This is a genomic window from Mycobacterium sp., from assembly GCF_032162105.1.
Taxonomy (GTDB): Bacteria; Actinomycetota; Actinomycetes; order Mycobacteriales; family Mycobacteriaceae; genus Mycobacterium.
Window position 1 is genome coordinate 1 of sequence record NZ_JAVRPS010000362.1, and the last position, 23,648, is coordinate 23,648.

The following is a 23,648-nucleotide window of genomic DNA, read 5'->3' on the forward strand; positions in this document are numbered from 1 at the left end:
TCTTGATCAGCTTGATGAAGCCGTCGGCAAGGGGCTTGAGGTCGGCGCCGAATGCCGGCCACAGCCACCCGACCAGGATGCCCGCGACGATGGCGATCAGAAGTTGGGCAAACAACGAGGTATACCAACGCGATCTGCGGGGGCCTTGCTCTTCGGCGGATGTGACAACTTGGTGGTCGGTCATTCGCAACACGTAAGCGCCACCATGTGTCAAAGCCATGAGGTGCGCGTAACCACCTCGCTACGAGGAGGACTGCGACGGATGCGTCAGTCGAGCCTGGCGGTGCCGTCCGGGTGTACCCGTACCTTGACGCCCGCGATGTCCTCGCGGGTGCTGGTCGCGGCCTCGTCGGCGTCGGTGATCACCGCCAGCGCGCGGGTGTTCTCGGGGGTGCGGACGGCGAGGTACGTCTTCTCCGGTGCACCGTCCCTGGTGAAGGGCGTGGTCCAGGTTTCGACGGTGCCCACGCCGGCCCACTCCTCCTCCGCCACCCTGGTGGGCTCGGCATCCACGATGGGTTGCACGTCCTCCCAACGGAAGTCACCGGCCGGCGGCTGGGTTCCGTAGATGCCGAAGCTGTGCTTGGTGAGGTAGCCGCCGTTGGCGGTGATGAGGCCGACCGTGCCAGGCGCCGACACCAGTCGCTCTGCCATGGTGGCGATGGAGTGCGACACGTAGTTGTTCCATGGCCCACCGGCGAACGTCAGGCCGCCGGTGACCGTCAGCGGCCGCTGGGGGTCGTCGAGGGGTAGTCCGAGTTCGTTCGCCGCGACCTGGACCGCCGACGGGAAGCACGAGTACAGGTCGACCAGGTGGACGTCGTCGATGCCCTTGCCCGCCAGCTCCAGCGCCCGCCTGCCCGCGATCCGGATTGCCGGCGAGCGATCGAACTCGGCGCGCTCGCCGATCAGATGGGTGTCGTGCGCGTCGGTGCCTGCGTACGGGAACACCCACTTCTCGGTCGGGATCTGCAGATGCGTCGCCTTGGCCGCTGACGTCAGGATCAGTGCGGCGCCCTGGTCGACCATGTTGTTCGAGTTCATCAGCTTGGTGTACGGCCAGCTGATCATCCGATTGTCAGGTCCGGGCTGCCAGATCTCCTCCGCGGACACGGGGTTCCGGCTCCATGCGTGTGGATTGTGCTGTGCCACTGCGCTGAACCGGGCCCACAGCTCACCGATGCGACGGCGGTGCGCATCCGACGTCTCCCCCGCGGCGATCCTCAGCGCCTGTTCGAACATCGGATACACGTAGGATGGCCGGTCCAGGTGGATCTTGATCTCCACCGGCCCGGCCATCTGGAACTGGTCGTCGGCGCCCTGCGGGGCGGGCACCGACTCGTCCTGCTTCGGCCAGTCCAGCATGCCTCCCGCGGCTCGTACCTTCGTGCGGGTGCGCCACGTCTCGGCGCCGGCGATCAGCACGGTGTCGACGCGGCCCTGCGCAATGTCGAGGCAGGCCTGGTTGACCAGCGACTGGGGTACGTTGCCGCCGATGCTGGTGTAGCGGCTGTCTGCATGCGGTGCCCGGATGCGCTGCGCGACAAGCATACCGGGATTGCGGTACCGCCATGACAGCAGGTTGACGATGCGCACCGAGTCGACGGCCTCCAGAACGCGAGGATCCGCGGCGGCGCGGGCGGCCCGCTCCATCAAGTCGACGGGCTCGACCGTCGGGTCATCCTCGTGCTGGTTGACCTGGCCGTAGCCGATGAGGACGGGTGTTCTGGGGTCGATGGGCACCGACGAACCCTTTCGAGGGGCTAGGCCGGGCCGACCCGGTAGATGGACTTCAGGGACTGATAGGCGGCCAGGCCCTCCGGTCCGAGCTCGTAACCAATGCCGCTGGCCTTCACCCCGCCGAACGGCGCTTGCAAGTCCAGGGCGTAGCCGTTGACGCCGATGGTGCCGGTGTGCACTGCGCGGGCGACGTCGGTGGCGCGCTCGGTGTCGGTGGACCAGACGGTGCCGGCCAAACCGAACTCGCTGTCGTTGGCGATGTCGATGGCGTCGCGCTCGGTGTCGTAGGGGATGACGGCCAGCACCGGTCCGAAGATCTCCTCCTGCGCGATGCGGGCCGAGTTGTCCACGTCGGCGAACACCGTGGGCGAGACGTACCAGCCGCGCGGCTGATCGGCCGGAACAGCGCCGCCGGCAACGACTTTGGCGCCTTCGGACTTCCCGATCTCGATGGAGTCCAACACGCGCTCACGCTGCCGCGAGCTGACCAGCGGTCCGATTTCGGTGGACTTCTCCATCGGGTCGCCGACGGTGAGCCCGTCGGCCAGCGCGGCCACGGCGTCGACCACCTCGGCGTAGCGCGACCGCGGCGCCAGGATTCGCGAGCTCAGATGGCAGGTCTGGCCGTTGTTGATGAACGACGCCGACCGCAGCCCGTGCATCGTCGCGTCAAGGTCGGCGTCGTCGAGGATGATGGCCGCCGACTTCCCGCCCAGTTCCAGGGTGACCGGACGAATCAGCCGCCCACACATCTCGCCGATGACCCGGCCCGCCGCAGTCGAACCGGTGAAGGCCACCTTGTCGACGCCGCGATGCTGCACCAGGTAGGCGCCAGCGAGAGGGCCGCCCGCGACGATGTTGAGGACACCCAGCGGCAGGCCGGCGTCGTGGGCCGCCTCACCGAAGATCAAGGCATCCAAGGCGGTTTCGGGCGCCGCCTTGAGCACCATAGTGCAACCGGCGGCGAGAGCCGGTGCGATCTTCATCGCCGCCAACGCCTGCGGGTAGTTCCACGGCGTGATCGCCCCGACGACTCCGACGGCTTCGCGCCGCACGATCGTGTGCCCGAGCATGGCGGGCCGGATCTCCTCTTCGTCGGCTTCACCGATCAGACCCGCGTAGTAGCGCAGCAGTGCCGCAGGGAAGATTCCGTTGGCACCCCGGGACAGGCGGATCGGCATCCCGTTCTCGCGCGTGCACAACTCGTTCGTGCCCGCGGCGCGGGCCGCCAGCGCGTCGGCGAATCGGAGCAGCACCTCGGCGCGTTCCGCCGCAGGAGTCGCCGCCCACCCGGGAAGCGCCGCGCGGGCCGCTGCGACGGCGTCGTCGATCTCGGATTCCGTTGCGGCCGATCCGGCACCGAGCGGCTCGCCGGTAGCCGCCTCGATCACGGTCTCCACTTGGTCGGCCTTGCGGAACTGCCCGCCAACGAACAACCTTGCGCCGGTCTCGATCACAGTCGTCACGTCGAACTCCTGGTTTCCTCGTCGGTATCCGTCCAGCTGAACAGCACGCTCTCGGCGATCAGGCGCTCGATCTCCTCGGCATTCAGACCCAGCACCGCCCGACCGATCTCGCGGGTGTGCTCCCCCGGCATCGGTGCGGGCCGCATCGTCGCGTCCGGGATGTGGCGGTAGGGCGCGGGATGCGTCTCGGCGGGAATGGGCGCGTCGAACAGCGGGTGGACCATGCCGGCGTAGAGCATGCGGAACTTCACCTGAGGATCGGCGAGCACGTCCACCGCTCGATTCATCGGCCCCGCCGGCACACCCGCGTCCTGGACCAAGGCAACGATCTCGCCCTTGTCCCGGCCCGCCGTCCATGCCGAGACCGAATCCACGAACTCCGTTCTCCTGCCTGGCAGTTCGGCGACCCCGATGACCTTGGCCAGGGCAATGCGGTCCTCTTCGGAGCGGACGGAGATCACGCACCACTCGTCGTCGCCCGCACACGGGTACACGGCGTGAATCGCATCGTCGTCGACGACGGTCAGACCGGCCGCGCGGGCGGCTTCGGTCACGTAGGACGTGGCGAGCTGGTTGACGGCCGCCTCGGCCTGCGAGATGTGCACGTGGGCGCCGGCATCGTTGGCATCCCGGTTGATCAACGCAGCCAGCGCGGCGATGGCGGTGATCCTCCCGACGACGTGGTCGGGGAAGACCGTGGTCGCATCGTAGAAGCCGGGATCGGCGGGATCGCCCGAGGTCCAGAGCCGGCTGACGCCCGTGGTGGCCCGCACCAGCGGGCCGTATCCCATCCGATCACTCCACGGCCCCGTCGCGCCGAACGCACTGCTCTCCGCCAGCACGATTCGTGGATTCAACGCGCGCAATTCGTCGTAGGAGAAACCAAGGGCGGCCAGGGTTCCCGGCTTGAAGTTCGCGAATACCGCGTCGGACATCGACACCAAGCGGCCGAAGATCGCGGCGCCATCGGGGTGGCGCAGATCCAGACCGAAACTGGACTCGTTCCGATGGGTCAGCGCCCAGGACTTGCTCATCGGCTGACCCGGCCGCGTCTGGCGCAGTCCGTCCGGATACGCCGCGCTCTCCACCCTGATCACCTCGGCGCCGAGGTCGGCGAACAACCGGCCGAGTTCACCGCCGGCGACGATCACGCCGAGGTCGAGGATCCGCAAGCCCTCGAACGGCCTCGCGTTGACGGGGCCGGCCGGGTCGACTGCGCTGGCCCGAGTGGCGATCCACGCGGGCTCGTCGGCACCGACTGCCGCGCAGGGCCGTGCGATTCCGGCGTGGCGCCCGTCGACCACGAACGGGCCGGTCGGCACGGCCAGTGGCGTTCCGTCCGCGACGTCGGTTTCGGTGAGCGCGCCGACCGAGCGGAAGTGGTCCGAGGCGAGCGAGTCGGCGGGGCTGAGCACGGCGGCGATCGGGACGCCCCGTCGCTGCCCTTCCGCGACCAGCGTTTCCATCGTCTGCGGGCTGAACAGGTCAGCGATGGCGGCGTTGAGTTCGTTCGAGGCGCCGTAGCGGGCTGCGATGCTCTCGAACTTCGGATCGGAGAACTGCTCCGGCTCACCCAGCCATGCCCGCATTCCGCGCCACTGTCGCGCAGCAAGCAGGCAGATTCGGACGAACCCGTCGCGGCAGGCGAAGGTCGGGTAGACCTGTTGGTTGCGGGGCCTGCCGCGCCACAGCTCGCCGGATCGCTTCTGACCAACCGCTGCCTGCCCTTCGGAGCCAAAAGGAGGGTCCAGGCACTGCAGGACGGCCTCGAACCGGGAGAAGTCGATGTAGTCGCCTCTGCCGCAACGCGATCGGTGGTAGTAGGCGACGAGCGCCGCACACGCTGCCTGGACCGCCGCCGTGGCTGTCGCGATGCCGTTCGGCGGCAGCACCGGCCGACCGGTGGTTGGCCCGGATCTGGACAGTGCCGTCGACATCGCGTACAGGACGGAATCAGTGGCCTGCCACGCCGCGTGCGGACCCGACGTGCCAAAGTCGGTGATCTCGAGCGCGACGAGGTGCGCGAACCGCTCCGCGAGTTCGGCGCAGGACGTGCCGAACGCGGTGGTGCCCCGGTTCGTCCCGCCGTCGACCAGGATGTCCGCACCGCCGGCCAGCTCGATGAAGCGCTCCCGGTCACCGGCGTCGGCGGGATCGAGCACACCGGCGCGCTTGTTGGCGTTGTTCAACGAGAACGCGACGCTGACACCCGACACCGAGGGCCTGGTCGCACGGGCTGCGACGCCACCCGGCGGCTCGACCTTCATGACGTCGGCGCCGAGGTCGGCGAACAGCCTGCTGACGCCGTCGGACTCCGCGCCACCCACGTCGAGCACCCGGACCGACGCCAGAAGCTGACACCTGTCAAACATGCGGACCAGTATCGGTCAGCGACTGCCGGCGCTGCCTGGCGGGTCCCGTACTGGCTGGGCACCCGGGGCGAGCGAAGCGACGGGAAATGGGCATGTTCCGATCCCACGTAGACTTGGCCCGTTATGTCTGACGTCAGCGCCGTGGCCGCGCCACCCCACCCGCTGATCGGTCAGCTCGCCGCCCTGGATCACTTCCGCGTGTACGTCGACATCGGCGTCGTCGTGGTGGTGCTGGCGCTGACGAACCTCATCGCCCACTTCACCACCCCGTGGGCCAACGTCGCCACGGTGCCTGCCGCCGCGATCGGGCTCCTCCTGCTGGTCCGTTCGCGCGGCCTGGACTGGTCTGAACTGGGTCTGGGACGCGAGCACTGGCGCTCCGGCGCAGGCTACGCGCTCGGCGCGGTCGCACTGGTCGCCACGGTGATCGCCATAGGCGCCCTGCTGCCCTGGACGCGACCGATGTTCATGAACGACCACTACGCCACGATGTCCGGCGCGCTGATCGCGTCGATGGTCATCATCCCGCTGCAGACGGTGATTCCCGAGGAGCTCGCCTTCCGGGGGGTGCTGCACGGCGCGCTCAATCGCGCCTGGGGCTTCCGCGGTGTGGCCGCGGCCGGCTCGCTGCTGTTCGGCTTCTGGCACATCGCCACCTCCCTAGGGCTGACAAGTAGCAATGTCGGATTCACCAAGCTGTTCGGCCTCGGCATTGTCGGCATGGTCGCCGGCGTCGTGCTCGCGGTCGTCGCGACAGGCGCGGCCGGCTTCGTGTTCACCTGGCTGCGGAGGCGCAGCGGCAGCCTCATCGCGCCCATCGCCCTGCACTGGTCGCTGAACGGACTCGGGGCGCTGGCGGCGGCCCTGGTCTGGCACCTCTCGACCTAGCGCACTCAGCGATCGTTGCGCCGCCTGGCGCGGAAGTCCCGATTCTTCAGCTTGTTCCCGCATGTCGCCATGTCGCACCAGGTTCCGCCGTGATTGCGCGAACGGTCGTAGAAGGCCCATTGGCAGTCGTCGTTCGCGCACGCCAACAGGTGCGCCCAGGTCCCGTCGCGCTGCGCGTCGGAGACGATGAGCAGCAGCGTCAACAGACGCGCCCGCACCGAATCCCCCACCGGCGCCAATCCCACCGCCCCGTCGTCGGTCACTGCCGCCTGCACCAGTTCGGAATGCGCGAGTTGGTGAAGTGGCGACACCAGTGCCGGGTCAGGAGCCTGGCCGTCCGTGCTCTGTTGCACCAAGGCGCGCAGGCCTTCTCGTACCCCGATCAGGGTCAGGAGATCGTCGTCGGTCGGCGTGCCGCCCGGCGCCAGCAGTTCGTTCGCCGTCATCCATGGGCCGGCGTCCTCTGCGGACGCCAGCCGGTCCAGGCCGGACTCGCGGTCGATGGTGTTGATCAGGCTCTGCACGCGCCGCAGGGGTTCGGGTGCGGGCTTTTTCTCTTCGTCTCCGAGCCACTTTGCCGGTTCCGATGACATGCGCCCAGTCTAGACCGTTCGTGACCGGTATTAAAGTTTTACTAGTCACTAGTGACCGGTGTAGTGTTCATACTAGTCATGAAGAGGAGAGGTTGAGATGACGTCACGACAGCAGGATTGGCTCGACGTGCTCGCGATGCTGTCCGTCGCGGGTCGCGACTCACGACAGACCGGCGATACGCCAGACCTGGGGCGAGCGAAGCGACGGGGGGATGCACCGTGGTCGGTGCTGTTTCGCGCCCGGTTGTTCGCCGCTCGTTACGACCGCCAGATCGAGAACGGTGTCAGCCCGGCCCCTGGTAGCCCGTTGGCCGTACACCGGATGCGACTGACCTCACCACGCGAACGCGACGACTTGGAGCGCGCATTGCGACTCGCCGTGCACGATGCCGACTTCGCCAGCCACTTCAACGCGCGCGTGCCGGTTCGCTCCGTCGCCGTGCACGATTGCGCAGAGGTCATCGACGCCGTGTGCGATCGACTGGCCGACCCGTTCCCGGTCCGCTCTCGCGGCATGGCCCGACTCCGGATCCTCTTGTCCGACGGGCGAGGTCCGCTGTACTGGCCCGGCCGCGGCACGCTCAATGCGGAGCTGCGCGGCGTGCTGGCGACGCTCTGATCAATCGACCGTCAGGACGGCAGCTCCCGCGATCCGGCCGCCGGCCAGATCGGCCAGGGCCCGGTCGGCGCGCGACATCGGATACCGCGGAGTGGTCACCGCGATGCGGTGACGACCGGCGAAGTCCAGGAACTCCCTGGCGTCGGCCCGGGTATTGGAGCTGACCGAACGGAGCTGGCGCTCCTGAAACAGATGGCGCTGATAATTCAGCTGGGGAATGTCGCTGAGATGGATTCCGGCGATGGCGAGCGTTCCGCCGCGGCCCAGCGCTTCGAGTGCGGGCAGCACCAGCTCGCCGACGGGCGCGAACAGGATCGCCGCGTCGAGCTCCACCGGCGGGCGGTCGTCGGCGCCCTGGGCGGATGCCGCGCCCAGCGCCATGGCCAGTTCCCTGGCATGTTCACCGCGCGTCATCACATGCACCTCGGCGCCCCTGGCGAGCGCGACCTGAGCGGTGATGTGCGCACTGCCGCCGAACCCGTAGATCCCGAGTCGGCCGCCCTCGGGCAGCTCGGCCCGCATCAGCGACCGGTAACCGATGATGCCCGCACACAGCAGTGGCGCCAGCTCGGCGTCGGTGTAGCCGCCCGGTAGCTGGTGCGCGAAAGCCGAAGGAACGGTTGCGAACTCGGCATATCCTCCGTCGGCGTCCCAGCCCGTGTAGCGGGACTGCGGACAGAGGTTCTCGCGGCCCCGCAGGCAGTACTGGCACTGTCCGCAGGTGTGTCGCAACCAGGCGATGCCGACCCGGTCGCCGACGGAGAAATCGGTTCCGGCCGCCGCGCCGGCGGCCACCACCTCGCCGACCACCTCGTGGCCGGGAATGACCCCGCTCCGGTGGACCGGTAGGTCACCCTCGGTGACGTGAAGGTCGGTGCGGCAGACACCGCACGCGGCGACCGCGACGAGCAGTTCGTCGGGCGCGGGCTCCGGCACCGGTGCATCGACGCGTTCCAGCGGACCGGTGCTCATCGGACCCGGGTGGCGCACCCGCCACGCCGACATCGTGCCGGAGGTGTTCACCGCAGCGAGCAGTCCGGTTCCGGCGGCACGTCGCTAGCGCTTTTGCACCATGCCGACGATCCACAGCAGGATCACCGACCCGATGATCGCGGTGAACAGCGTGAACCACCAGCCGCCCGCCGCGGTATCCAGGAAGAAACTCAGTAGGAAGCCGCCGATGAGAGCGCCGACGATCCCGATGACGATGTTCATCAGGATTCCCGAGCCGCCGCCCTTGACGATCTTGCCCGCGATCCAGCCGGCGAGGGCGCCGATGATGATGTAGCCGATCCATCCCACGCTGGTGAGCGTGGTGGATCTCGCGGCAAGGAACTCGGTAGCCGCAATCATGTCCATGACGAACCCCTGCCTGTCGCCGACTGATCCGGCGCAACCGCTGGATCACTTCCCGGTATACCCGCAGACGGTAACGATTGGGCTGCCGAAACGTGCACGATCGTCCTATGTCGAGCGGCCAGGGATCAGGCCGGGGGCAGCATCTCCGGCGGCGCATCGGTCACCGGCACCGGGACGCCGACGCCTGGCCGCGGCGCGGGTGCGTTGGGATCCGGCGGCGGTGCGTTCGGGTCCGGCGGAGGCGGCTCCGGCGGTGGTGGCGGCGTGAACGGTCGGATCGACTGCGCCAGTGTGGTGGCGGCGCCCTTGTCCACCGGGTTGGTGGCAGACCCGAGCCACACCACGAACCAGCGCTCGGGCGTCCGCTGGCCGCGCGGGGTGCCCGGCGCGGGCGTCGAACCGACCACGCCCGCCCAGATCTGGCCGGTGGGCTTGGTGGTGTCGGTGAACTTCACCTCGTAGTACGAGGCGGCGCCCGGCATGCCCGCGGCATCCAACGGAACGGTCTCCTGCGCGACGCGGGTTCCCGCGAAGGGCATGAAGAACTCGCCCATGTCGGAAGCCAGCCGAGTGGCTGCCTTGGTGTTGTCGGTCTCGGCGCCGGCGAACAGCTTGAGGTCCAACCGTCCGAGCAGCACGCTCGTGTCGCTCGGTGCCTTTTCGGTGCCCGCGGCAGGGATCTTCGTCAGCAATGCCTGGCCGTAGGACAGCTGGGTGGCGTCCGAAACCTTCCAGCCGGCGGGCACGACATAGCTGAAGCCGCCCGCCGCGTTGTCGACGCGGCCAGGCTCCGGCGGCGGAGGCACGGGTGCGTTCGGGTCCGGCGGTGGCGGCGGCGCATTGGGATCAGCCGGCGGTGGCGGCGGCGCATTGGGATCAGCCGGTGGCGGTGGGAACGGGGGCGCGGGAGCCGGCGGCGCAGGGGGCGGCGGTACCGGGTCGGCGTTCGCCGCCGTGCCGGGCAGGACGAGGGTCACCGCGGTCGCGGCCGTGACCGTCGCGATCGCCAGCTTCCTCGCCGTGCTCCAGCGGTGTCGTGGGATGGAGTCCGGCTGTTGCATGGGACGAAAATACCGTGTTACCGCCGTGACGCAAGTGTGAGTTGCTCTTAGAGTGTCTCTCTTGGAAATTGCTGTGCAAAAGAAAGCCGTGCCAACGGGATAGGAGCTTGATTGCTGGCATGACGAGGCCCCGGGCGGGGTCTGTGGGCCACGTCCCAGGGGTGTCGATGGTTGATCGCACGGACCGGCGGCACCGTTACGGCCGCGGATGAACGGTGATCTCCTGAGACTTCACCGCGAAGTAGACGCGCTGCCCTGGCGCCAGCCTCAGGTCGGTTGCGGACTCTACCGTGATGTCGGCCGCCAGCCCCGGGGCACCGTCGGGTTGCTCGTCGGTGCGCACGCGGATCGCGGGCCCCCGGCTGTCCAGCTCGGCCACCACGACCTCGACGGCGTTGCGCGGGCTGCCGTGCGGCTCGTCGCGGTATACCGCGACCGTCGAGGGCGCGAACACGGCCACGGCGGCATCCCCGGTACCGACGTCGTCGCCGACGACGCCGTGCCACGTCGTCCCCCAATTCGTCACGAGACTCCCGTCGGACCCGATTGACCCCGCCACCAGGTTCACCCCCGCGAAGCGCGCGCCGAAGAAGCTGCGCGGCTTCGCCAACACCTCCGCGGACGTGCCCGACTCGACTACCCGGCCGGCCTCCAGCACGAGCACGCGGTCGGCCAACGTGACGACGTCGAGCAGGTCATGGGTCACCAGTACGGCTGAGCGCCCGTCGCGCGCCAACACCTGGCGCAGCACCTTGCGCATCGAGGTCGCCACCGCCACGTCGAGACCGGTCAGCGGTTCGTCGAGGAGCAGTACGTCGGGATCGGCGGCCAGCGCGCGGGCGAGTGCGACGCGCTGAGCCTGCCCGCCGGAGAGTTGACGCGGCATCTTCTCGGCAAGTTCGCCGGCGTCCACCTCGTCGAGCCACCGCTGCGCTGCGGCGCGGGAGTCCTTGCGGCCGAGGTGCTTTCCGCTGCGCGGCCCGAAGGCGACGTTGGTCGCCACGTCCAGGTGCGGAAACAGCAGCGGATCCTGCATCAGCAGACCGATGCGCCGGGCGTGGGTGGCCACCAGGACTCCGGCGGACGTGTCGGTCAACACGCGATCGCCCACCCGCACCATGCCTGCGTCGGGCCCCACCAGGCCGGCGAGCACGTGCAGCACCGTCGACTTACCGGCCCCGTTGGGGCCGAGCACGGCCAACACCTCACCGGCCGCGACGCAGAACTCGACGTCCAGCCCGCGGCTCTCCACCACCGCCCGCAGGCGCACGCCGGTCACGACCCGTCACCACCCACCGACGCCACCCGCCTTCAGCGTGCGGCTACCGACGCCGATCACGACCACCGCGGCGACGAAGACGAGCAGCACCGAAAGGGCCACCGCCGCATCGGCGTCGCTCTCCCGTTGCAGATAGATCTCCAGCGGAAGCGTGCGGGTGACCCCCTCGCGCGAGCCCGCGAATGTCAGCGTCGCACCGAACTCGCCCAGCGATCGGGCGAAGGCCAGCACGGCGCCGGAGGCCAGGCCGGGTGCCAGCAGCGGCAGGGACACCCGCCACCACACCGTCGTCGGCCGCGCACCGAGCGTCGCCGCGACCACGTCGTAGTCGGCGCCCGCCGTGCGGGCGGCCCCCTCGATCGCGATGACCAGGAACGGCAGTGACACGAACGTCTGGGCCAGCACCACCGCCGCCGTCGTGAACGCGATCTGGATGCCTGCGGCGTCGAGATAGCGGCCGAGCAACCCGAGCCTGCCGAACGCGTAGAGCAACGCGATGCCGCCCACCACCGGCGGCAGCACTAGCGGAAGCAAGATCAGCGGCCGAATCCAGCGCACCCACCGGGAGTCGTTGCGAGCCAACACCAATGCCATCGGCACGCCCAACACGATGCACAGCACGGTGCTGACAGCCGCGGTCTTGATGCTGAGTTCGAGCGCGGTGAGTGACGATCGGCTGGTGATCAGCGACCAGAACTGCGCCCAGTCGACCTTGGCGGCCACGGCGACGAGGGGCAGGACGACGAAGATCGCCCCGGCGGCGGCGGGGAGGTACAGCCAGCGGGGCAACCCGGCCGAGCGCGTCACGGTCAAACCCTAGGACACCCAAGGTCACGGGTTCGCGTTGTCCGCGTGGCGAGTTTCGCCAGCTAGCTACTGTCCAGTAACATGACTGCGGACTCGCTGGGTTCAGCGTCGAACACGAGGAGGTCTTGGTGATGGATGTGCTGCTCACCGGCGGCGATACCGAGCTCGGTCGCTCCATCGCGGAGGGTTTCCGCGACGCGGGACATCGAGTGGTGATCGCCGGCGCCCGCCGAGACGACCTGGAGGTCGCCGCCAAGGAGTTGGACGTCGACTCGATCGTTTTCGACAACACCGATGCGGCCAGCCTTGAAGAGGTCCGCGGGCTCTTCCCCCACCACCTCGACACCATCGTGAACGTGCCTGCGCCGCACTGGAATTCCGGCGACCCGCGCACCTACACGTTGGCCGACCGCGCCGCGGCCTGGCGCACCGCCCTTGACGCCACCATGCTGTCCACGGTGCTCACCGTGCAGATCCTCGGCGACCATCTGCGCTCCGGCGGGTCGATCGTCAGCGTCGTCGCCGACAACCCGGCCGAGGGCAGCCCGGAGTCGGCGATCAAGGCTGCACTGTCGAACTGGACCGCGGGACAGGCCGGCCACTTCGGCATCCGGGGCATCACGGTGAACGCCGTAGCGTCGGGTCGGGGCGCCGAGCCCGGTTACGACGGCATCCCCACCACGCCGCCGTCGGTGGCCGCAGAGATCACCCGGCTGGCGCTGTTCCTCACCACCCCGGCGGCGCGGCACATCACCGGCCAGACGCTGCACGTGAGTCACGGCGCGCTCGCCAACTTCGGCTGAGGTTGTTCCCCGGTTCGCGGATAGCGAAACGGGGTTACGGTTCCGTTTAACCGTGGCTAGGGTCGATCGGGTGACGATTCGACTCGCACTTCAGATCCCGAACTTCTCCTACGGCACCGGCGTCAACGAACTCTTCCCCACCGTCATCGCGCAGGCGCAGGAAGCGGACAAGGCGGGTTTCGACACCGTCTTCTTGATGGACCACTTCTATCAGCTGCCCATGCTGGGCACCCCTGACCAGCCGATGCTGGAGGCCTACACGGCACTCGGCGGACTGGCGACGGTCACCGAGAACGTGCAACTCGGGACTCTCGTCACCGGCAACAGCTACCGCAACCCGACGGTCTTGGCGAAGGCCATCACGACCCTCGACGTGATGAGCCAGGGCCGCGCGGTCCTCGGGATCGGGACGGGCTGGTTCGAACTCGAACACGACTCGCTCGGCTTCGACTTCGGCACCTTCACCGACCGGTTCAACAAGCTCGACGAGGCCTTGGAGATCATCCTGCCGATGCTCAAGGGCGAACGACCCACCTTCTCCGGCAAGTACTACCGCACCATCGAGGCGATGGCCGAACCCCGCTTCCGCGACCACATTCCGCTGTTGATCGGCGGTAGTGGCGAGAAGAAGACCATTCCACTGGCGGCCCGCTACTTCGACCACCTCAACGTGATCGCCGGCTTCGACGAGCTGCCCCGCAAGCTGCAGGTCGTCCGCGAGAGTTGCGAGAAGATCGGGCGCGACCCGGCCACGCTGGAGACCAGCATGCTGGTGATCGCCATCATCGACGAGAACCTCACCCTCGACGCGGTTCCGGAGGAAATACGTCAACAGGCGGCCGTGGGCAGCGTCGACCAAGTGGCCGAGCAGATCAAGACCAAGGTGCTCGACGTCGGCATCGACGGCGTCGTGATCAGCCCGGTCACGTCCATCGGCGGCTACCAGCCGGGCGTCATCACCGCGGTCGCGGAGAAGCTCAAACCGCTGATCACCGGGTGAACATCGGGTGCGGTGGGGCATCTCACCGCGCTGCCGGGATACCTCCCGACTAACCTATTGGTTGTACTGAGTAGGTTTTCGCGCGCGAGGAGTAGCAATGAGCCACCCCGGAGCTACGGCAACGGATCAGCACAAAGTCGTCATCATCGGTTCGGGTTTCGGTGGGCTGAATGCCGCCCAGGCCCTCAAGCGCACTGACGTCGACATCAAGCTGATCGCGCGGACCACCCACCACCTGTTCCAGCCGCTGCTGTACCAGGTGGCCACCGGCATCATCTCGGAAGGCGAGATCGCGCCGCCCACCCGACTGATCCTGCGCAAGCAGGAGAACACGCAGGTGCTCCTCGGCGACGTCACGCACATCGATCTCGAGAAGAAGACGGTCGATTCGGTGTTGCTGGGACACACCTATTGCACGCCGTACGACAGCCTGATCATCGCGGCAGGCGCGGGCCAGTCGTACTTCGGCAACGACCACTTCGCCGAGTTCGCCCCCGGCATGAAGTCGATCGACGACGCGCTGGAACTCCGTGGCCGGATCCTCGGCGCCTTCGAGCAGGCCGAGCGGTCCAGTGATCCGGAGCGCCGCAACAAGCTGTTGACGTTCGTCGTCGTCGGCGCGGGCCCCACCGGGGTCGAGATGGCAGGCCAGATCGCCGAGCTCGCCGATCAGACCCTGAAGGGCAGCTTCCGCCTCATCGACCCGACCGAGGCTCACGTCATCCTGCTGGACGCCGCGCCCGCCGTGCTTCCGCCGATGGGCGTGAAGCTGGGCCTCAAGGCGAAGGCCCGGCTGGAGAAGATGGGCGTCGAGATCCAGCTGAACGCGATGGTCACCGACGTCGACCGGAACGGCATTACCGTGAAGGACACCGACGGCACCATCCGTCGCATCGAGTCCGCGTGCAAGGTGTGGTCGGCCGGCGTGTCGGCCAGCCCGCTTGGCCGTGATCTGGCCGAGCAGTCCGAAACCGAGATCGATCGCGCGGGCCGGGTGAAGGTGAATCCCGATCTGTCGATCCCCGGTAACCCCAACGTGTTCGTCGTCGGCGACATGGCGTTCGTCGAGGGTGTGCCTGGCATGGCGCAGGGCGCCATCCAGGGCGCCAAGTACGTGGCGAAGATCATCCAGAACGAGGTCAAGGCGCGCGAACACGGCACCGTCCCGAAGCCCCGCGAGCCGTTCAAGTACTTCGACAAGGGTTCGATGGCAACGGTCTCGAAGTACAACGCGGTCGCACAGGTCGGCAAGCTGGAGTTCGGTGGCTTCATCGCCTGGCTGGCGTGGTTGGGCCTGCACCTGATCTACCTCGTCGGCTTCAGGACCAAGATTGCGACTCTGTTGTCCTGGGCGGTGACGTTCCTCAGCCGCAACCGCGGTCAGCTCACCATCACTGAACAGCAGGCGTACGCGCGCACCAGGATCGAGCAGCTGCAGGACATGGCTGCCGCGGTGAAGGATACCGAGAGGGCGGCCTCCTAGGGCTCCAGGCGCTCACCCTGCCAGGTGGCCAGGCAGCCGCCCGCGGCGAGTTCGAGCAGCGTACCGGTGGCGTCGAATGTCGGGTCGGGGTAGCGCAATTCGCTGACACAGGCCATTGGCGTACCGAGTTCGTCGTCGGTCACCGAGCCGGCGCCCAGTTCCACGCGGTGTCGCAGCAGCGGTGCGCCGTCGACGTCGGCGTGCATCGAGCCCGACCAGAACCCTTGCCGTTCATAGGATCTGCCGATCTGAACTCGCTCGCGCAGCCGCGCGCGGCCGTGCCCGGTCAGGGTCAGCCGGATCGTGCTGAGGTGACGTGCCTGGCCGGCCACGATGGTGGGCTGCGGGTCGAGGTCGAGGTCGCCCGCCACCGCCAGGTCCCAACTGGCCCGCGACTCCATGGTGGCGGTACCCGGCATCGCCATGGTCGCCGCGGCGCTGCGCACCCGCAGCCGCGCACCGGGTTCGACCACCACCCGCACCCTGATGGTGTCCCCGCCCAGCGGCGTCGCTGCCGCCGACACCAGATGCACGGTGTCGGCGTCCGTGCGACGGGCGGCCACCCCTCCCGCGCACTCGATGCTGGGGGCGCGGTCGGGGCGTGCAACGATCAGGACGTCGGAGAGCATTGTGCGCGAGGACCACTACACCGGCACGCGTAGTTGCTGATGCACCCAGCCGAGGACGGGCGCCGCCGTCGGGTCGTCGGTAAGCGAGATCAACACCGTCGGACGGTTGTTGCGCACCGCGGCCGCATCACGACGCATCACCTCCAGATCGGCGCCCACCAGCGGAGCCAGATCGGTCTTGTTGATCACCAGTAGATCCGAGTAGGTCACGCCTGGGCCGCCCTTGCGCGGCACCTTGTCGCCACCGGCCACGTCGACGACGAAGATCTGCGCGTCCACCAGACCCGACGAGAAGGTGGCGGTGAGGTTGTCGCCACCGGACTCGACGAGGATGAGGTCGAGGGCGTCGTTGCCCGCGATCAGGTCGTCGATGGCGTCCAGGTTGGCGGTGATGTCGTCGCGGATCGCGGTGTGGGGGCAACCGCCGGTCTGCACGGCGGCGATGCGCGCGTCGGGAAGCACGGCGTGCCTGCGCAGGAAGTCGGCGTCCTCGGTGGTGTAGATGTCGTTGGTCAGCACCGCCAGCGACAACTCGTCGCGCAACTGTCGGCACAACGCGGCCACCAGTGCGGTCTTGCCGGAGCCGACCGGGCCGCCGATGCCGATGCGCAGCGGCTCGCCGGCCTGCCTGACCCGACGGGGCCGCTCGCTGTGGGTGTGTGGCTCACCGTCGAGCAGATGTGGTGGCATGGTGCACCTTTCGGGAGAAAACCTTCACGAGACGAAGAGCGGGCGGTCGCGTTGGGCGTGGCGCTGGGCCAGCGCGTCGAGTAGCGGATCGGACAGGTCGGCGAGTTCCTTGACCGCCTCCGCGGCGGTTTGGTCACACAGCGGCGACAGCTCGAAGGTCACCGCCGCCACGTCACCTGGGTCGAGCGCCAGCAGTCGTTGCGCCGCCGTCGCCGACCCGGTCATGGTCGTGTACACCACCGACAGGGCGGTCTGTTCCGGCACCAGACCGCTGGCCACGCCGACCTGACCGGCTGCCACGGCCAGATGGGGTTTGACGCCGATGGCGGCCCAGTCCCGTTCCGGCCACACCTTCCGGGCCAGCCGGGTCAGGCCTCTCCCCTGCGCCCGGGATGCGCTGCGCGCGGCGGGAGCCGGCGTGCGCGCGTCGGTTTCACGGTCGGCATCGCCGACGCTCAGCGTGCCCGCGTGTACGGCGGCGGCCAGCGATGCGGTGACCAGACCGCTGGTGCGGATGCGGCGGCGCAGGAAGGCCCCCAGCGTCGTCAGGTCCACGACAAGACCGCTCGTCACGGCCTCCTCGACACCGCCGGAGTGGACGTGGCCACCGGTCGGCAGCCGGGAGTCGGACAAGGCGAGCAACACCGCCAAACTGGACATCAGAACAGAAAGTAGCGCTGCGCCATCGGCAGTTCGACGGCAGGCTGCTCCTCCCACACCTCGCCGTCGATGTGCACGGTGAACGTGTCGGGGTCGACCTCGATGTGCGGGACGGCCTGGTTGAGGGGCATGTCGGCCTTTCCGACCATGCGGACGTCGCCGACGGCGACCAGCCTGCGGTTGACCGCGAGCCGGTCGGCAAGGCCGTCCTCGATGGCTTGCGGCGCCACGAAGTGCACCGACGTGGCCGCCGCCGCAGCGGGCGACGCGCCGAACATCGGTCGCGGCAGCACCGGTTGTGGCGTGGGGATCGATGCGTTCGCGTCACCCATCGCCGCCCACGCGATCATGCCGCCCTTGATCACCGCGTGCGGGCGCACGCCGAAGAAGGCGGGCTCCCACAGCACCAGATCGGCGAGCTTGCCGACCTCCACCGAACCGACCTCGTGATCGAGACCGTGTGCGACCGCGGGACAGATCGTGTACTTCGCGACGTAGCGGCGAACGCGGTTGTTGTCCGCCGCGCCGTCACCCTCCAGCGCGCCGCGGCGCCGCTTCATCACGTGCGCGGTCTGCCAGGTGCGCAGCACCACCTCGCCGATCCGGCCCATCGCCTGCGCATCGCTGCCGATCATCGAGATCGCACCGATGTCGTGGAGCAGGTCCTCGGCGGCGATCGTGGACGGCCGGATCCGGCTCTCGGCGAACGCCAGATCCTCTGGCACGCTGGGGTTGAGGTGGTGACACACCATCAGCATGTCGAGGTGTTCGTCGAGGGTGTTGACGGTGTGCGGGCGGGTCGGGTTGGTGGAACTGGGCAATACGTTCGGCTGCGACACCACCGTGATGATGTCGGGCGCGTGGCCGCCGCCTGCACCCTCGGTGTGATAGGCGTGGATGGCGCGGCCGTTGATCGCGGCGAGGGTGTCCTCGACGAAGCCGGCCTCGTTGAGGGTGTCGGAGTGGAGATTCACCTGGACGCCCGCGGCTTCGGCGACGGTCAGGCATGCGTCGATCGCGGCCGGGGTGGTGCCCCAGTCCTCGTGCAGCTTGAAACCCGCTGCGCCGGCTCGTAGTTGTTCCCACATGGCGGCCGGGTTGACGGTATTGCCTTTGCCCAATAGCGCGACGTTCAGCGGCCAGGTGTCCAGCGCCTCCAGCATGCGGGCCAGATGCCAGGCGCCGGGCGTCACGGTGGTGGCCTTGCTGCCCTCGGCAGGCCCGGTACCGCCCGCGATGATCGTGGTGATGCCGCCGCCGAGTGCCTCTTCCATGATCTGTGGGCAGATCAGGTGGACGTGGCAGTCGATGGCGCCTGCGGTGAGGATGCGGCCGTTGCCGGAGATGACCTCGGTGGAGGGCCCGACCACCAGGTCCGCGTGCACTCCGGACATGATGTCGGGGTTGCCCGCCTTGCCGATGCCGGTGATGCGCCCGTCGCGGATGCCGACGTCGGCCTTGATGATTCCCCAGTGATCGATGATGATCGCGCCGGTGATGACGGTGTCGGGCGTGCCGTCGGCGCGGGTGGCCCTGGACTGCCCCATCGACTCGCGCAGCACCTTGCCGCCGCCGAACACGGCCTCGTCGCCCGCCAGTCCGGGGCCGCCGCTGCGGTCCTCGGTGATCTCGATGAACAGGTCGGTGTCGGCGAGGCGGATCCGGTCACCGGTGGTGGGACCGAAGAGTGCGGCGTAGCGCGCGCGGGAGAGCTCGCTCACGAGGCATCCAACTTTCCTGGCGGCGTCAGGGACAGCCCGTGCACCTCGCGGGTGCCGCCCAGCGGAACCAGCGAAACGTGCTGGGCCACCCCCGGCTCGAAGCGCACCGCGGTGCCCGCCGGGATGTCGAGTCGATGACCGTGCGCGGCGGCGCGGTCGAATTCCAGTGCCGTGTTGGCCTGCGGCAGGTGTACGTGACTGCCGACCTGGACGGGGCGGTCCCCGGTGTTGACCACGTTGAGCGCGAGCCGCTCGGCGCCTTCGTTGATCGTGATGTCGCCGTCGCCGTAGACGATCTCTCCAGGAATCATGGCCGCCTCACGCGATCGGGTGGTGGACGGTGACGAGCTTGGTGCCGTCCGGGAAGGTGGCTTCGACCTGGACGTCGTAGAGCATCTCTGGCACACCCTCCATCACCTCGTCGCGGCCGAGCACCTCGCGACCGCTGGCCATCAACTCGGCCACCGTGCGGCCGTCGCGGGCGCCCTCGAGCAGGTGGTCGGTGATCACCGCGACCGCTTCGGGATGGTTCAGGCGCAGACCGCGCGCCTGCCTGCGACGGGCGAGTTCGGCCGCGTAGGAGATGAGCAGTCGGTCCTGCTCGTGCGGGGACAAGCGCATAAGCCGCGATCCTGCCACGGCAGGCGGCAGTCAGCAGCGCACAAGATGCGGCTGAGCGCCTGGTCGTGTGGCTAGGCCTCGTTCGGCAGGTTCTGCAGCCGGACCTGACCGCGCGCGACGACGCGGTCGTTCGTGTCGGTGATGGAGATGAGCCAGAGCTGTTGCCGTCGGCCGCGGTGGATCGGGGTGGAGACCGCCGTGACCATTCCCGCGGTGATGGCCCGAAGGAAGTCCGTGTTGTTGTTCACCCCCACGACCTTGTCTCCGGCACCGTTGGCCTTGAGCCAGGCCGCTGCCGAGATGCTGGCCACGCTCTCCACGATGGAGCAGTAGACGCCGCCGTGCACGATGCCGTACGGCTGGAGCAGCTTGTCGGTGATGATCAGTTGCGCCGTGGCCCCGTCGGGGGTCACGTCCAGATAGGTCAGGCCGATTTCGGTGTCGAATCCAGCGCCGAAGTCCGCTGTCACGTTCGTCGTCACGGAACTGTGTCTACACGCCGGAGTTCGTCCGCGGTGTGCTGGGTCCGGCGTTATCGTCGACCATGGCCAAAAGTGTCAAGGATTTAGTCGCTGCCGCGAACGCCGTGGTGCCCCGCATCACGCCGGCGCAGGCTCAGGCGATGATCGCCGAGGGCAACACGCTGGTCGTCGACGTCAGGGACGCGCAAGAAGTGGAGAAGAGCGGCAAGATCGCTGGCGCAGTCCACGTGCCGCGCGGAATGCTGGAATTCCGCGCTGACTCCGAGTCGCCGTACCACGACCCGCACTTTGCACCGGACAAGACGGTGATCGTGTACTGCGCGTCCGGCGGCCGCGCGGCGCTGTCCGGGCAGGCGCTCAAGGAGCTGGGTTACCGCGAGGTCCACAACCTGGGCGGGTTCGGTGATTGGGTGGAAAGCGGCGGCGCCGTTGACAAGCCGCAGGGTTGACCGCATTTCGGCGAAGAACACGTGAAATGCGGTCGGGCCCCGCACACGATGTGTACGGGGCCCGACCTCGAGTGGACCGGGGGTCTCTGCAGCCCTCAGGACTCCGGCTCGGTCCGGTGGTTTCTCCGATGATTCATTGACGTCTTCGTTGCGTTCCTATCGTTAACAATAGGCAAGGCTGCCCTAATTTAGCAAGACCTAACTTGCGAGTGTTCTGGTCGATCCGCGAACCGGCGCACCGAAGCCCACCAACGCGTCGAGCACGGCCTGACCCCGACGCATGCTGGTCAGTTCGCTGGACCCTGCCATCAACGGCACCTGGGTAGCGGCGCTGACCACGGCGGCGCCGACGATGTGCCACATCGCGGCGACCGACAACGCGCCGCCGCAGACCTCGAAGAGCTTGTCGAACAACGGTTCCAGCGCGCGGTGGCTGCGGTGGGCGGCCCAGGTGGTCAATGCCGCCTCATTAGGCAGCGCCACGATGCGATCGCGTCCGGGATGGCGCCGTCGTAGCCCCGCGCGGCCGCCGAAGTACGGGTCGTCCGGCAGCACGCGCAGCGTCGGGTCGACCACGCCGACCCAGTCGATCGCACCCTCGGAGTCGACGTGCACCCAGAGGTTCTCCAGCCCGGTGTCCCAGGCCCGCCCCTCGAGCACCAGCAGCGGTATCACCCGGCCGATGACGACGTGTGACAAAGTCGCGGCCAACTGCTGCGCGACGGCGGTGCGACTTTCGGTCTCCGCGGCCGCCGCGGCGAACATGTCCCGGAGTCGGTCGGTGCCGAGCACGTCGGACACCGGCCACCAGCGCCTGCGCGTCAGGTCGCCCATCACGGCCACGCCGTAGACGCGCGGACACTCCGGATACAACTCGCGCAGTCTGCGGCTGGACTCGTGCAGGGGCAGCGTCCGACTGATCGCCATCCGGGCGATCAGGGGGTCGTCGACCACGACGGTCATGTACACCTCCGTAGTAAGTTAGGTTAGCCTTACTATAGAGAGCGTAACGGGCAGCGAAACACCTTGTGACTGGGCTCACAACGACCGGAGAAACGGGTGTTTACCGGCGTCGGCGCCCCCATTGACGACGCTCGGACGCGGTCGTTGGATACGACACACGGTAGTAAGCCCGTAGTACCCTGAATTCAGTGCCCAGGAGAGTGAACGAAACATGGCGAAGATGACGCGACTCGGGGAACTCGAACGCGAGGTGATGGACCATCTGTGGTCATCGCGCGAACCCCAGACCGTGCGTCAGGTGCACGAGGCGCTGTCCGCGCGGCGCGATCTGGCCTACACGACGATCATGACGGTCCTGCAGCGGCTGGCTAAGAAGAATCTGGTTGTTCAGCATCGCGACGACCGGGCGCATCGGTACGCCGCGACCCACGGCCGCGACGTGCTGGTCGCAGGGCTCATGGTGGACGCGCTCGACCAGGCCTCGGACTCCGGTAGCCGCGAGTCGGCGCTGGTGCACTTCGTCGAGCGGGTGGGGGCCGACGAGGCCGCCGCCCTGCGACGCGCACTGGCCGAACTGGAAGACAAGCATCGAACCGGCCCGCCCACTGGCGATCCGGGCACCGCCTGAGGGACACTAATGGGGTGTCCGCGCTGGCCTTCACCATCGTCGCGTTGGTCCTCGTCGGACCGGTGCCGGCGCTGCTGGCCAGAGCGTCGTGGCCGCTGCGTGCGCCACGTGCGGCCGTCGTGCTGTGGCAGTCGATCGCAGTCGCCGCAGTGCTCTCCGCGTTCAGCGCCGGAATCGCGATTGCCAGCCGGCTCTTCGTACCTGGTCCCGACGGGCGCCCGTCCGCGACGATCACCAGCGAGATAGCGGTCCTCGGCTGGCCGCTGTGGTGCATCTACGTCGTCGTGTTCGCGCTGACGCTGGTCGTCGGCGGCCGCCTGCTCGTCGCCGTGGTCCAGGTCGCCATCGCGACCCGGCGCAGGCGCGCCCACCACCGGATGCTCGTCGACCTGCTCGGCAGCTCGCGCGATGCCGCTCCCGAGGTCTGTACGCGGGCCAGCGGCCTGCGCATCCTGGACGTGAAGCAACCGCTGGCCTACTGCCTGCCCGGGGTCCGCAGCCGCGTCGTGGTCAGTCTTGGCACCCTCACCACCCTGGCCGACAGCGAGATCGCCGCCATCCTGAGCCACGAGCAGGCGCACCTTCGTGCCCGTCATGACCTCGTCCTCGAGATGTTCACCGCGGTACACGCCGCGTTCCCCCGCTTCGTCCGCAGCGCCAGCGCGCTGGACGCCGTGCGGTTGCTCATCGAACTGCTCGCCGACGACGCCGCGGTGCGTGCCGCCGGACCGACGTCCCTGGCCCGTGCCCTCGTCGCGTGCGCTTCGGGGCGAACCCCGTCCGGCGCGCTGGCCGCAGGCGGCCCCACCACCGTCATCCGCGTGCGCAGGCTCGGCGGTAGGCCCAACAGCGTGCCGTTCGCCATCACCGCATACCTGGCTGCCGCCGCAGTGGTCATCGTGCCGACCATCGCATTCGCGGTGCCGTGGCTCACCGAGCTGCAGAGGCTCTTCGCCGCATAGCGTCAAACTCCCGGTGCCACAACCAAACAACGAAAGGCTGCCTGTGAGCTCGTCTGAAACCTCCGCCACCGCCCAGATCGGGGTCACCGGCCTGGCCGTGATGGGCTCCAACATCGCACGCAACTTCGCCCACCACGGCTACACCGTCGCACTGCACAACCGCTCGGTCGCCAAGACCGATGCGCTGCTCGAAGCGCACGGCTCCGAGGGCAAGTTCGTGCGCAGCGAGACGATCCCGGAATTCCGTGCCGCACTGGAGAAGCCGCGCCGCGTGCTGATCATGGTCAAGGCAGGCGACCCCACCGATGCCGTCATCAACGAGCTCGCCGACGCGATGGAGGAAGGCGACATCATCATCGACGGCGGCAACTCG

27 protein-coding genes and 1 pseudogene are annotated in these 23,648 nt (G+C 68.4%); 9 read left to right on the forward strand and 19 right to left on the reverse strand.

What is annotated here, in order from left to right; genetic code table 11:
* The 4 genes from QOC69_RS18355 to QOC69_RS18370 all read right to left on the reverse strand — a co-directional run.
* Positions 1–184, reverse strand: a 184-nt coding sequence (locus QOC69_RS18355) for a hypothetical protein (protein WP_526442130.1), incomplete at its 3' end; no start/stop codon positions are given.
* Between the two features lie 83 nt (positions 185–267).
* Complete coding sequence (locus tag QOC69_RS18360) at positions 268–1,743, reverse strand: acetyl-CoA acetyltransferase (protein WP_526442132.1); 1,476 nt, start codon at positions 1,741–1,743, stop codon at positions 268–270.
* Positions 1,744–1,763: 20 nt separating this feature from the next.
* Positions 1,764–3,206, reverse strand: coding sequence for an aldehyde dehydrogenase (locus QOC69_RS18365; RefSeq protein ID WP_526442134.1), 1,443 nt, complete (start codon positions 3,204–3,206; stop codon positions 1,764–1,766).
* A complete protein-coding gene (locus QOC69_RS18370; RefSeq protein WP_526442136.1) occupies positions 3,203–5,578 on the reverse strand; it encodes a CaiB/BaiF CoA-transferase family protein in 2,376 nt (791 codons plus the stop codon). The genes QOC69_RS18365 and QOC69_RS18370 overlap by 4 nt, the downstream gene beginning before the upstream one ends.
* A gap of 123 nt (positions 5,579–5,701) precedes the next feature.
* Between QOC69_RS18370 and QOC69_RS18375 the strand changes: the two genes are divergently transcribed.
* Positions 5,702–6,466 (forward strand): CPBP family intramembrane glutamic endopeptidase, encoded by a 765-nt coding sequence (locus QOC69_RS18375; RefSeq protein WP_526442138.1) that lies wholly within the window; start codon positions 5,702–5,704, stop codon positions 6,464–6,466.
* Positions 6,467–6,471: 5 nt separating this feature from the next.
* Here the strand turns inward: QOC69_RS18375 and QOC69_RS18380 are convergent, their stop codons facing one another.
* Positions 6,472–7,059, reverse strand: coding sequence for a CGNR zinc finger domain-containing protein (locus tag QOC69_RS18380; RefSeq protein ID WP_526442140.1), 588 nt, complete (start codon positions 7,057–7,059; stop codon positions 6,472–6,474).
* Between the two features lie 97 nt (positions 7,060–7,156).
* On the opposite strand from QOC69_RS18380, the gene QOC69_RS18385 reads away from it, so the two are divergent.
* A complete protein-coding gene (locus QOC69_RS18385) occupies positions 7,157–7,678 on the forward strand; it encodes a hypothetical protein (RefSeq protein ID WP_526442142.1) in 522 nt (173 codons plus the stop codon).
* On the opposite strand, the gene QOC69_RS18390 is transcribed toward QOC69_RS18385, so the two are convergent.
* The 6 genes and pseudogenes from QOC69_RS18390 to QOC69_RS18415 form a co-directional block, all read right to left on the reverse strand.
* Positions 7,679–8,683 (reverse strand): zinc-binding alcohol dehydrogenase family protein, encoded by a 1,005-nt coding sequence (locus QOC69_RS18390; protein ID WP_526442178.1) that lies wholly within the window; start codon positions 8,681–8,683, stop codon positions 7,679–7,681.
* A 51-nt stretch (positions 8,684–8,734) separates the two neighbouring features.
* On the reverse strand, positions 8,735–9,037 hold the full coding sequence (locus QOC69_RS18395; protein ID WP_526442144.1) for a GlsB/YeaQ/YmgE family stress response membrane protein: 303 nt from the start codon (positions 9,035–9,037) through the stop codon (positions 8,735–8,737).
* 125 nt (positions 9,038–9,162) lie between these two features.
* Positions 9,163–10,098, reverse strand: coding sequence for an APA family fibronectin-binding glycoprotein (locus QOC69_RS18400; protein ID WP_526442146.1), 936 nt, complete (start codon positions 10,096–10,098; stop codon positions 9,163–9,165).
* 196 nt (positions 10,099–10,294) lie between these two features.
* Positions 10,295–10,858, reverse strand: coding sequence for a TOBE domain-containing protein (locus QOC69_RS18405; protein ID WP_526442180.1), 564 nt, complete (start codon positions 10,856–10,858; stop codon positions 10,295–10,297).
* A gap of 42 nt (positions 10,859–10,900) precedes the next feature.
* Positions 10,901–11,320: pseudogene (locus QOC69_RS18410) on the reverse strand (ATP-binding cassette domain-containing protein); the annotation flags it as partial.
* Positions 11,321–11,383: 63 nt separating this feature from the next.
* A complete protein-coding gene (locus QOC69_RS18415) occupies positions 11,384–12,184 on the reverse strand; it encodes an ABC transporter permease (protein WP_526442148.1) in 801 nt (266 codons plus the stop codon).
* A 131-nt stretch (positions 12,185–12,315) separates the two neighbouring features.
* Between QOC69_RS18415 and QOC69_RS18420 the strand changes: the two genes are divergently transcribed.
* The 3 genes from QOC69_RS18420 to ndh all read left to right on the forward strand — a co-directional run bounded on the left by QOC69_RS18420 (position 12,316) and on the right by ndh (position 15,470).
* Complete coding sequence (locus tag QOC69_RS18420) at positions 12,316–12,987, forward strand: SDR family oxidoreductase (RefSeq protein ID WP_526442182.1); 672 nt, start codon at positions 12,316–12,318, stop codon at positions 12,985–12,987.
* Positions 12,988–13,057: 70 nt separating this feature from the next.
* The gene (locus QOC69_RS18425; protein WP_526442150.1) at positions 13,058–13,987 is read left to right on the forward strand and encodes an LLM class F420-dependent oxidoreductase; all 930 of its coding nucleotides are present in this window, start codon (positions 13,058–13,060) and stop codon (positions 13,985–13,987) included.
* Positions 13,988–14,084: 97 nt separating this feature from the next.
* On the forward strand, positions 14,085–15,470 hold the full coding sequence (ndh, locus tag QOC69_RS18430; RefSeq protein ID WP_526442152.1) for a type II NADH:quinone oxidoreductase Ndh: 1,386 nt from the start codon (positions 14,085–14,087) through the stop codon (positions 15,468–15,470).
* Here the strand turns inward: ndh and QOC69_RS18435 are convergent.
* The 7 genes from QOC69_RS18435 to QOC69_RS18465 all read right to left on the reverse strand — a co-directional run bounded on the left by QOC69_RS18435 (position 15,467) and on the right by QOC69_RS18465 (position 20,273).
* Positions 15,467–16,099 (reverse strand): urease accessory protein UreD, encoded by a 633-nt coding sequence (locus QOC69_RS18435; RefSeq protein WP_526442154.1) that lies wholly within the window; start codon positions 16,097–16,099, stop codon positions 15,467–15,469. The genes ndh and QOC69_RS18435 overlap by 4 nt on opposite strands.
* A 15-nt stretch (positions 16,100–16,114) precedes the next feature.
* Entirely contained in the window at positions 16,115–16,789 is a 675-nt protein-coding gene (ureG, locus tag QOC69_RS18440; protein ID WP_526442156.1) for an urease accessory protein UreG, read from the reverse strand.
* A gap of 24 nt (positions 16,790–16,813) precedes the next feature.
* Positions 16,814–17,449 carry an urease accessory protein UreF gene (locus QOC69_RS18445; protein WP_526442158.1) on the reverse strand — a complete coding sequence of 212 codons (636 nt, stop codon included), beginning with the start codon at positions 17,447–17,449 and terminating at the stop codon, positions 16,814–16,816.
* The gene (locus tag QOC69_RS18450) at positions 17,449–19,170 is read right to left on the reverse strand and encodes an urease subunit alpha (RefSeq protein WP_526442160.1); all 1,722 of its coding nucleotides are present in this window, start codon (positions 19,168–19,170) and stop codon (positions 17,449–17,451) included. Before QOC69_RS18450 ends, QOC69_RS18445 begins: the two co-directional genes overlap by 1 nt.
* On the reverse strand, positions 19,167–19,481 hold the full coding sequence (locus tag QOC69_RS18455) for an urease subunit beta (RefSeq protein WP_526442162.1): 315 nt from the start codon (positions 19,479–19,481) through the stop codon (positions 19,167–19,169). The genes QOC69_RS18450 and QOC69_RS18455 overlap by 4 nt, the downstream gene beginning before the upstream one ends.
* A gap of 7 nt (positions 19,482–19,488) precedes the next feature.
* Positions 19,489–19,791 carry an urease subunit gamma gene (locus QOC69_RS18460; protein WP_526442164.1) on the reverse strand — a complete coding sequence of 101 codons (303 nt, stop codon included), beginning with the start codon at positions 19,789–19,791 and terminating at the stop codon, positions 19,489–19,491.
* Positions 19,792–19,862: 71 nt separating this feature from the next.
* Entirely contained in the window at positions 19,863–20,273 is a 411-nt protein-coding gene (locus tag QOC69_RS18465; protein ID WP_526442166.1) for a PaaI family thioesterase, read from the reverse strand.
* Between the two features lie 62 nt (positions 20,274–20,335).
* On the opposite strand from QOC69_RS18465, the gene QOC69_RS18470 reads away from it, so the two are divergent.
* The gene (locus tag QOC69_RS18470) at positions 20,336–20,722 is read left to right on the forward strand and encodes a rhodanese-like domain-containing protein (RefSeq protein ID WP_526442168.1); all 387 of its coding nucleotides are present in this window, start codon (positions 20,336–20,338) and stop codon (positions 20,720–20,722) included.
* A 198-nt stretch (positions 20,723–20,920) separates the two neighbouring features.
* Here the strand turns inward: QOC69_RS18470 and QOC69_RS18475 are convergent, their stop codons facing one another.
* Positions 20,921–21,685: an iron reductase gene (locus QOC69_RS18475; RefSeq protein ID WP_526442170.1), complete on the reverse strand. Its 765-nt coding sequence runs from the start codon at positions 21,683–21,685 to the stop codon at positions 20,921–20,923.
* 211 nt (positions 21,686–21,896) lie between these two features.
* Between QOC69_RS18475 and QOC69_RS18480 the strand changes: the two genes are divergently transcribed.
* The 3 genes from QOC69_RS18480 to QOC69_RS18490 form a co-directional block, all read left to right on the forward strand.
* Complete coding sequence (locus QOC69_RS18480) at positions 21,897–22,313, forward strand: BlaI/MecI/CopY family transcriptional regulator (protein ID WP_526442172.1); 417 nt, start codon at positions 21,897–21,899, stop codon at positions 22,311–22,313.
* Positions 22,314–22,327: 14 nt separating this feature from the next.
* Positions 22,328–23,275, forward strand: a complete 948-nt coding sequence (locus QOC69_RS18485) for a M56 family metallopeptidase (protein WP_526442174.1) — start codon at positions 22,328–22,330, stop codon at positions 23,273–23,275.
* Positions 23,276–23,318: 43 nt separating this feature from the next.
* On the forward strand, positions 23,319–23,648 hold a 330-nt coding region (locus QOC69_RS18490; RefSeq protein ID WP_526442176.1), incomplete at its 3' end, for an NAD(P)-binding domain-containing protein.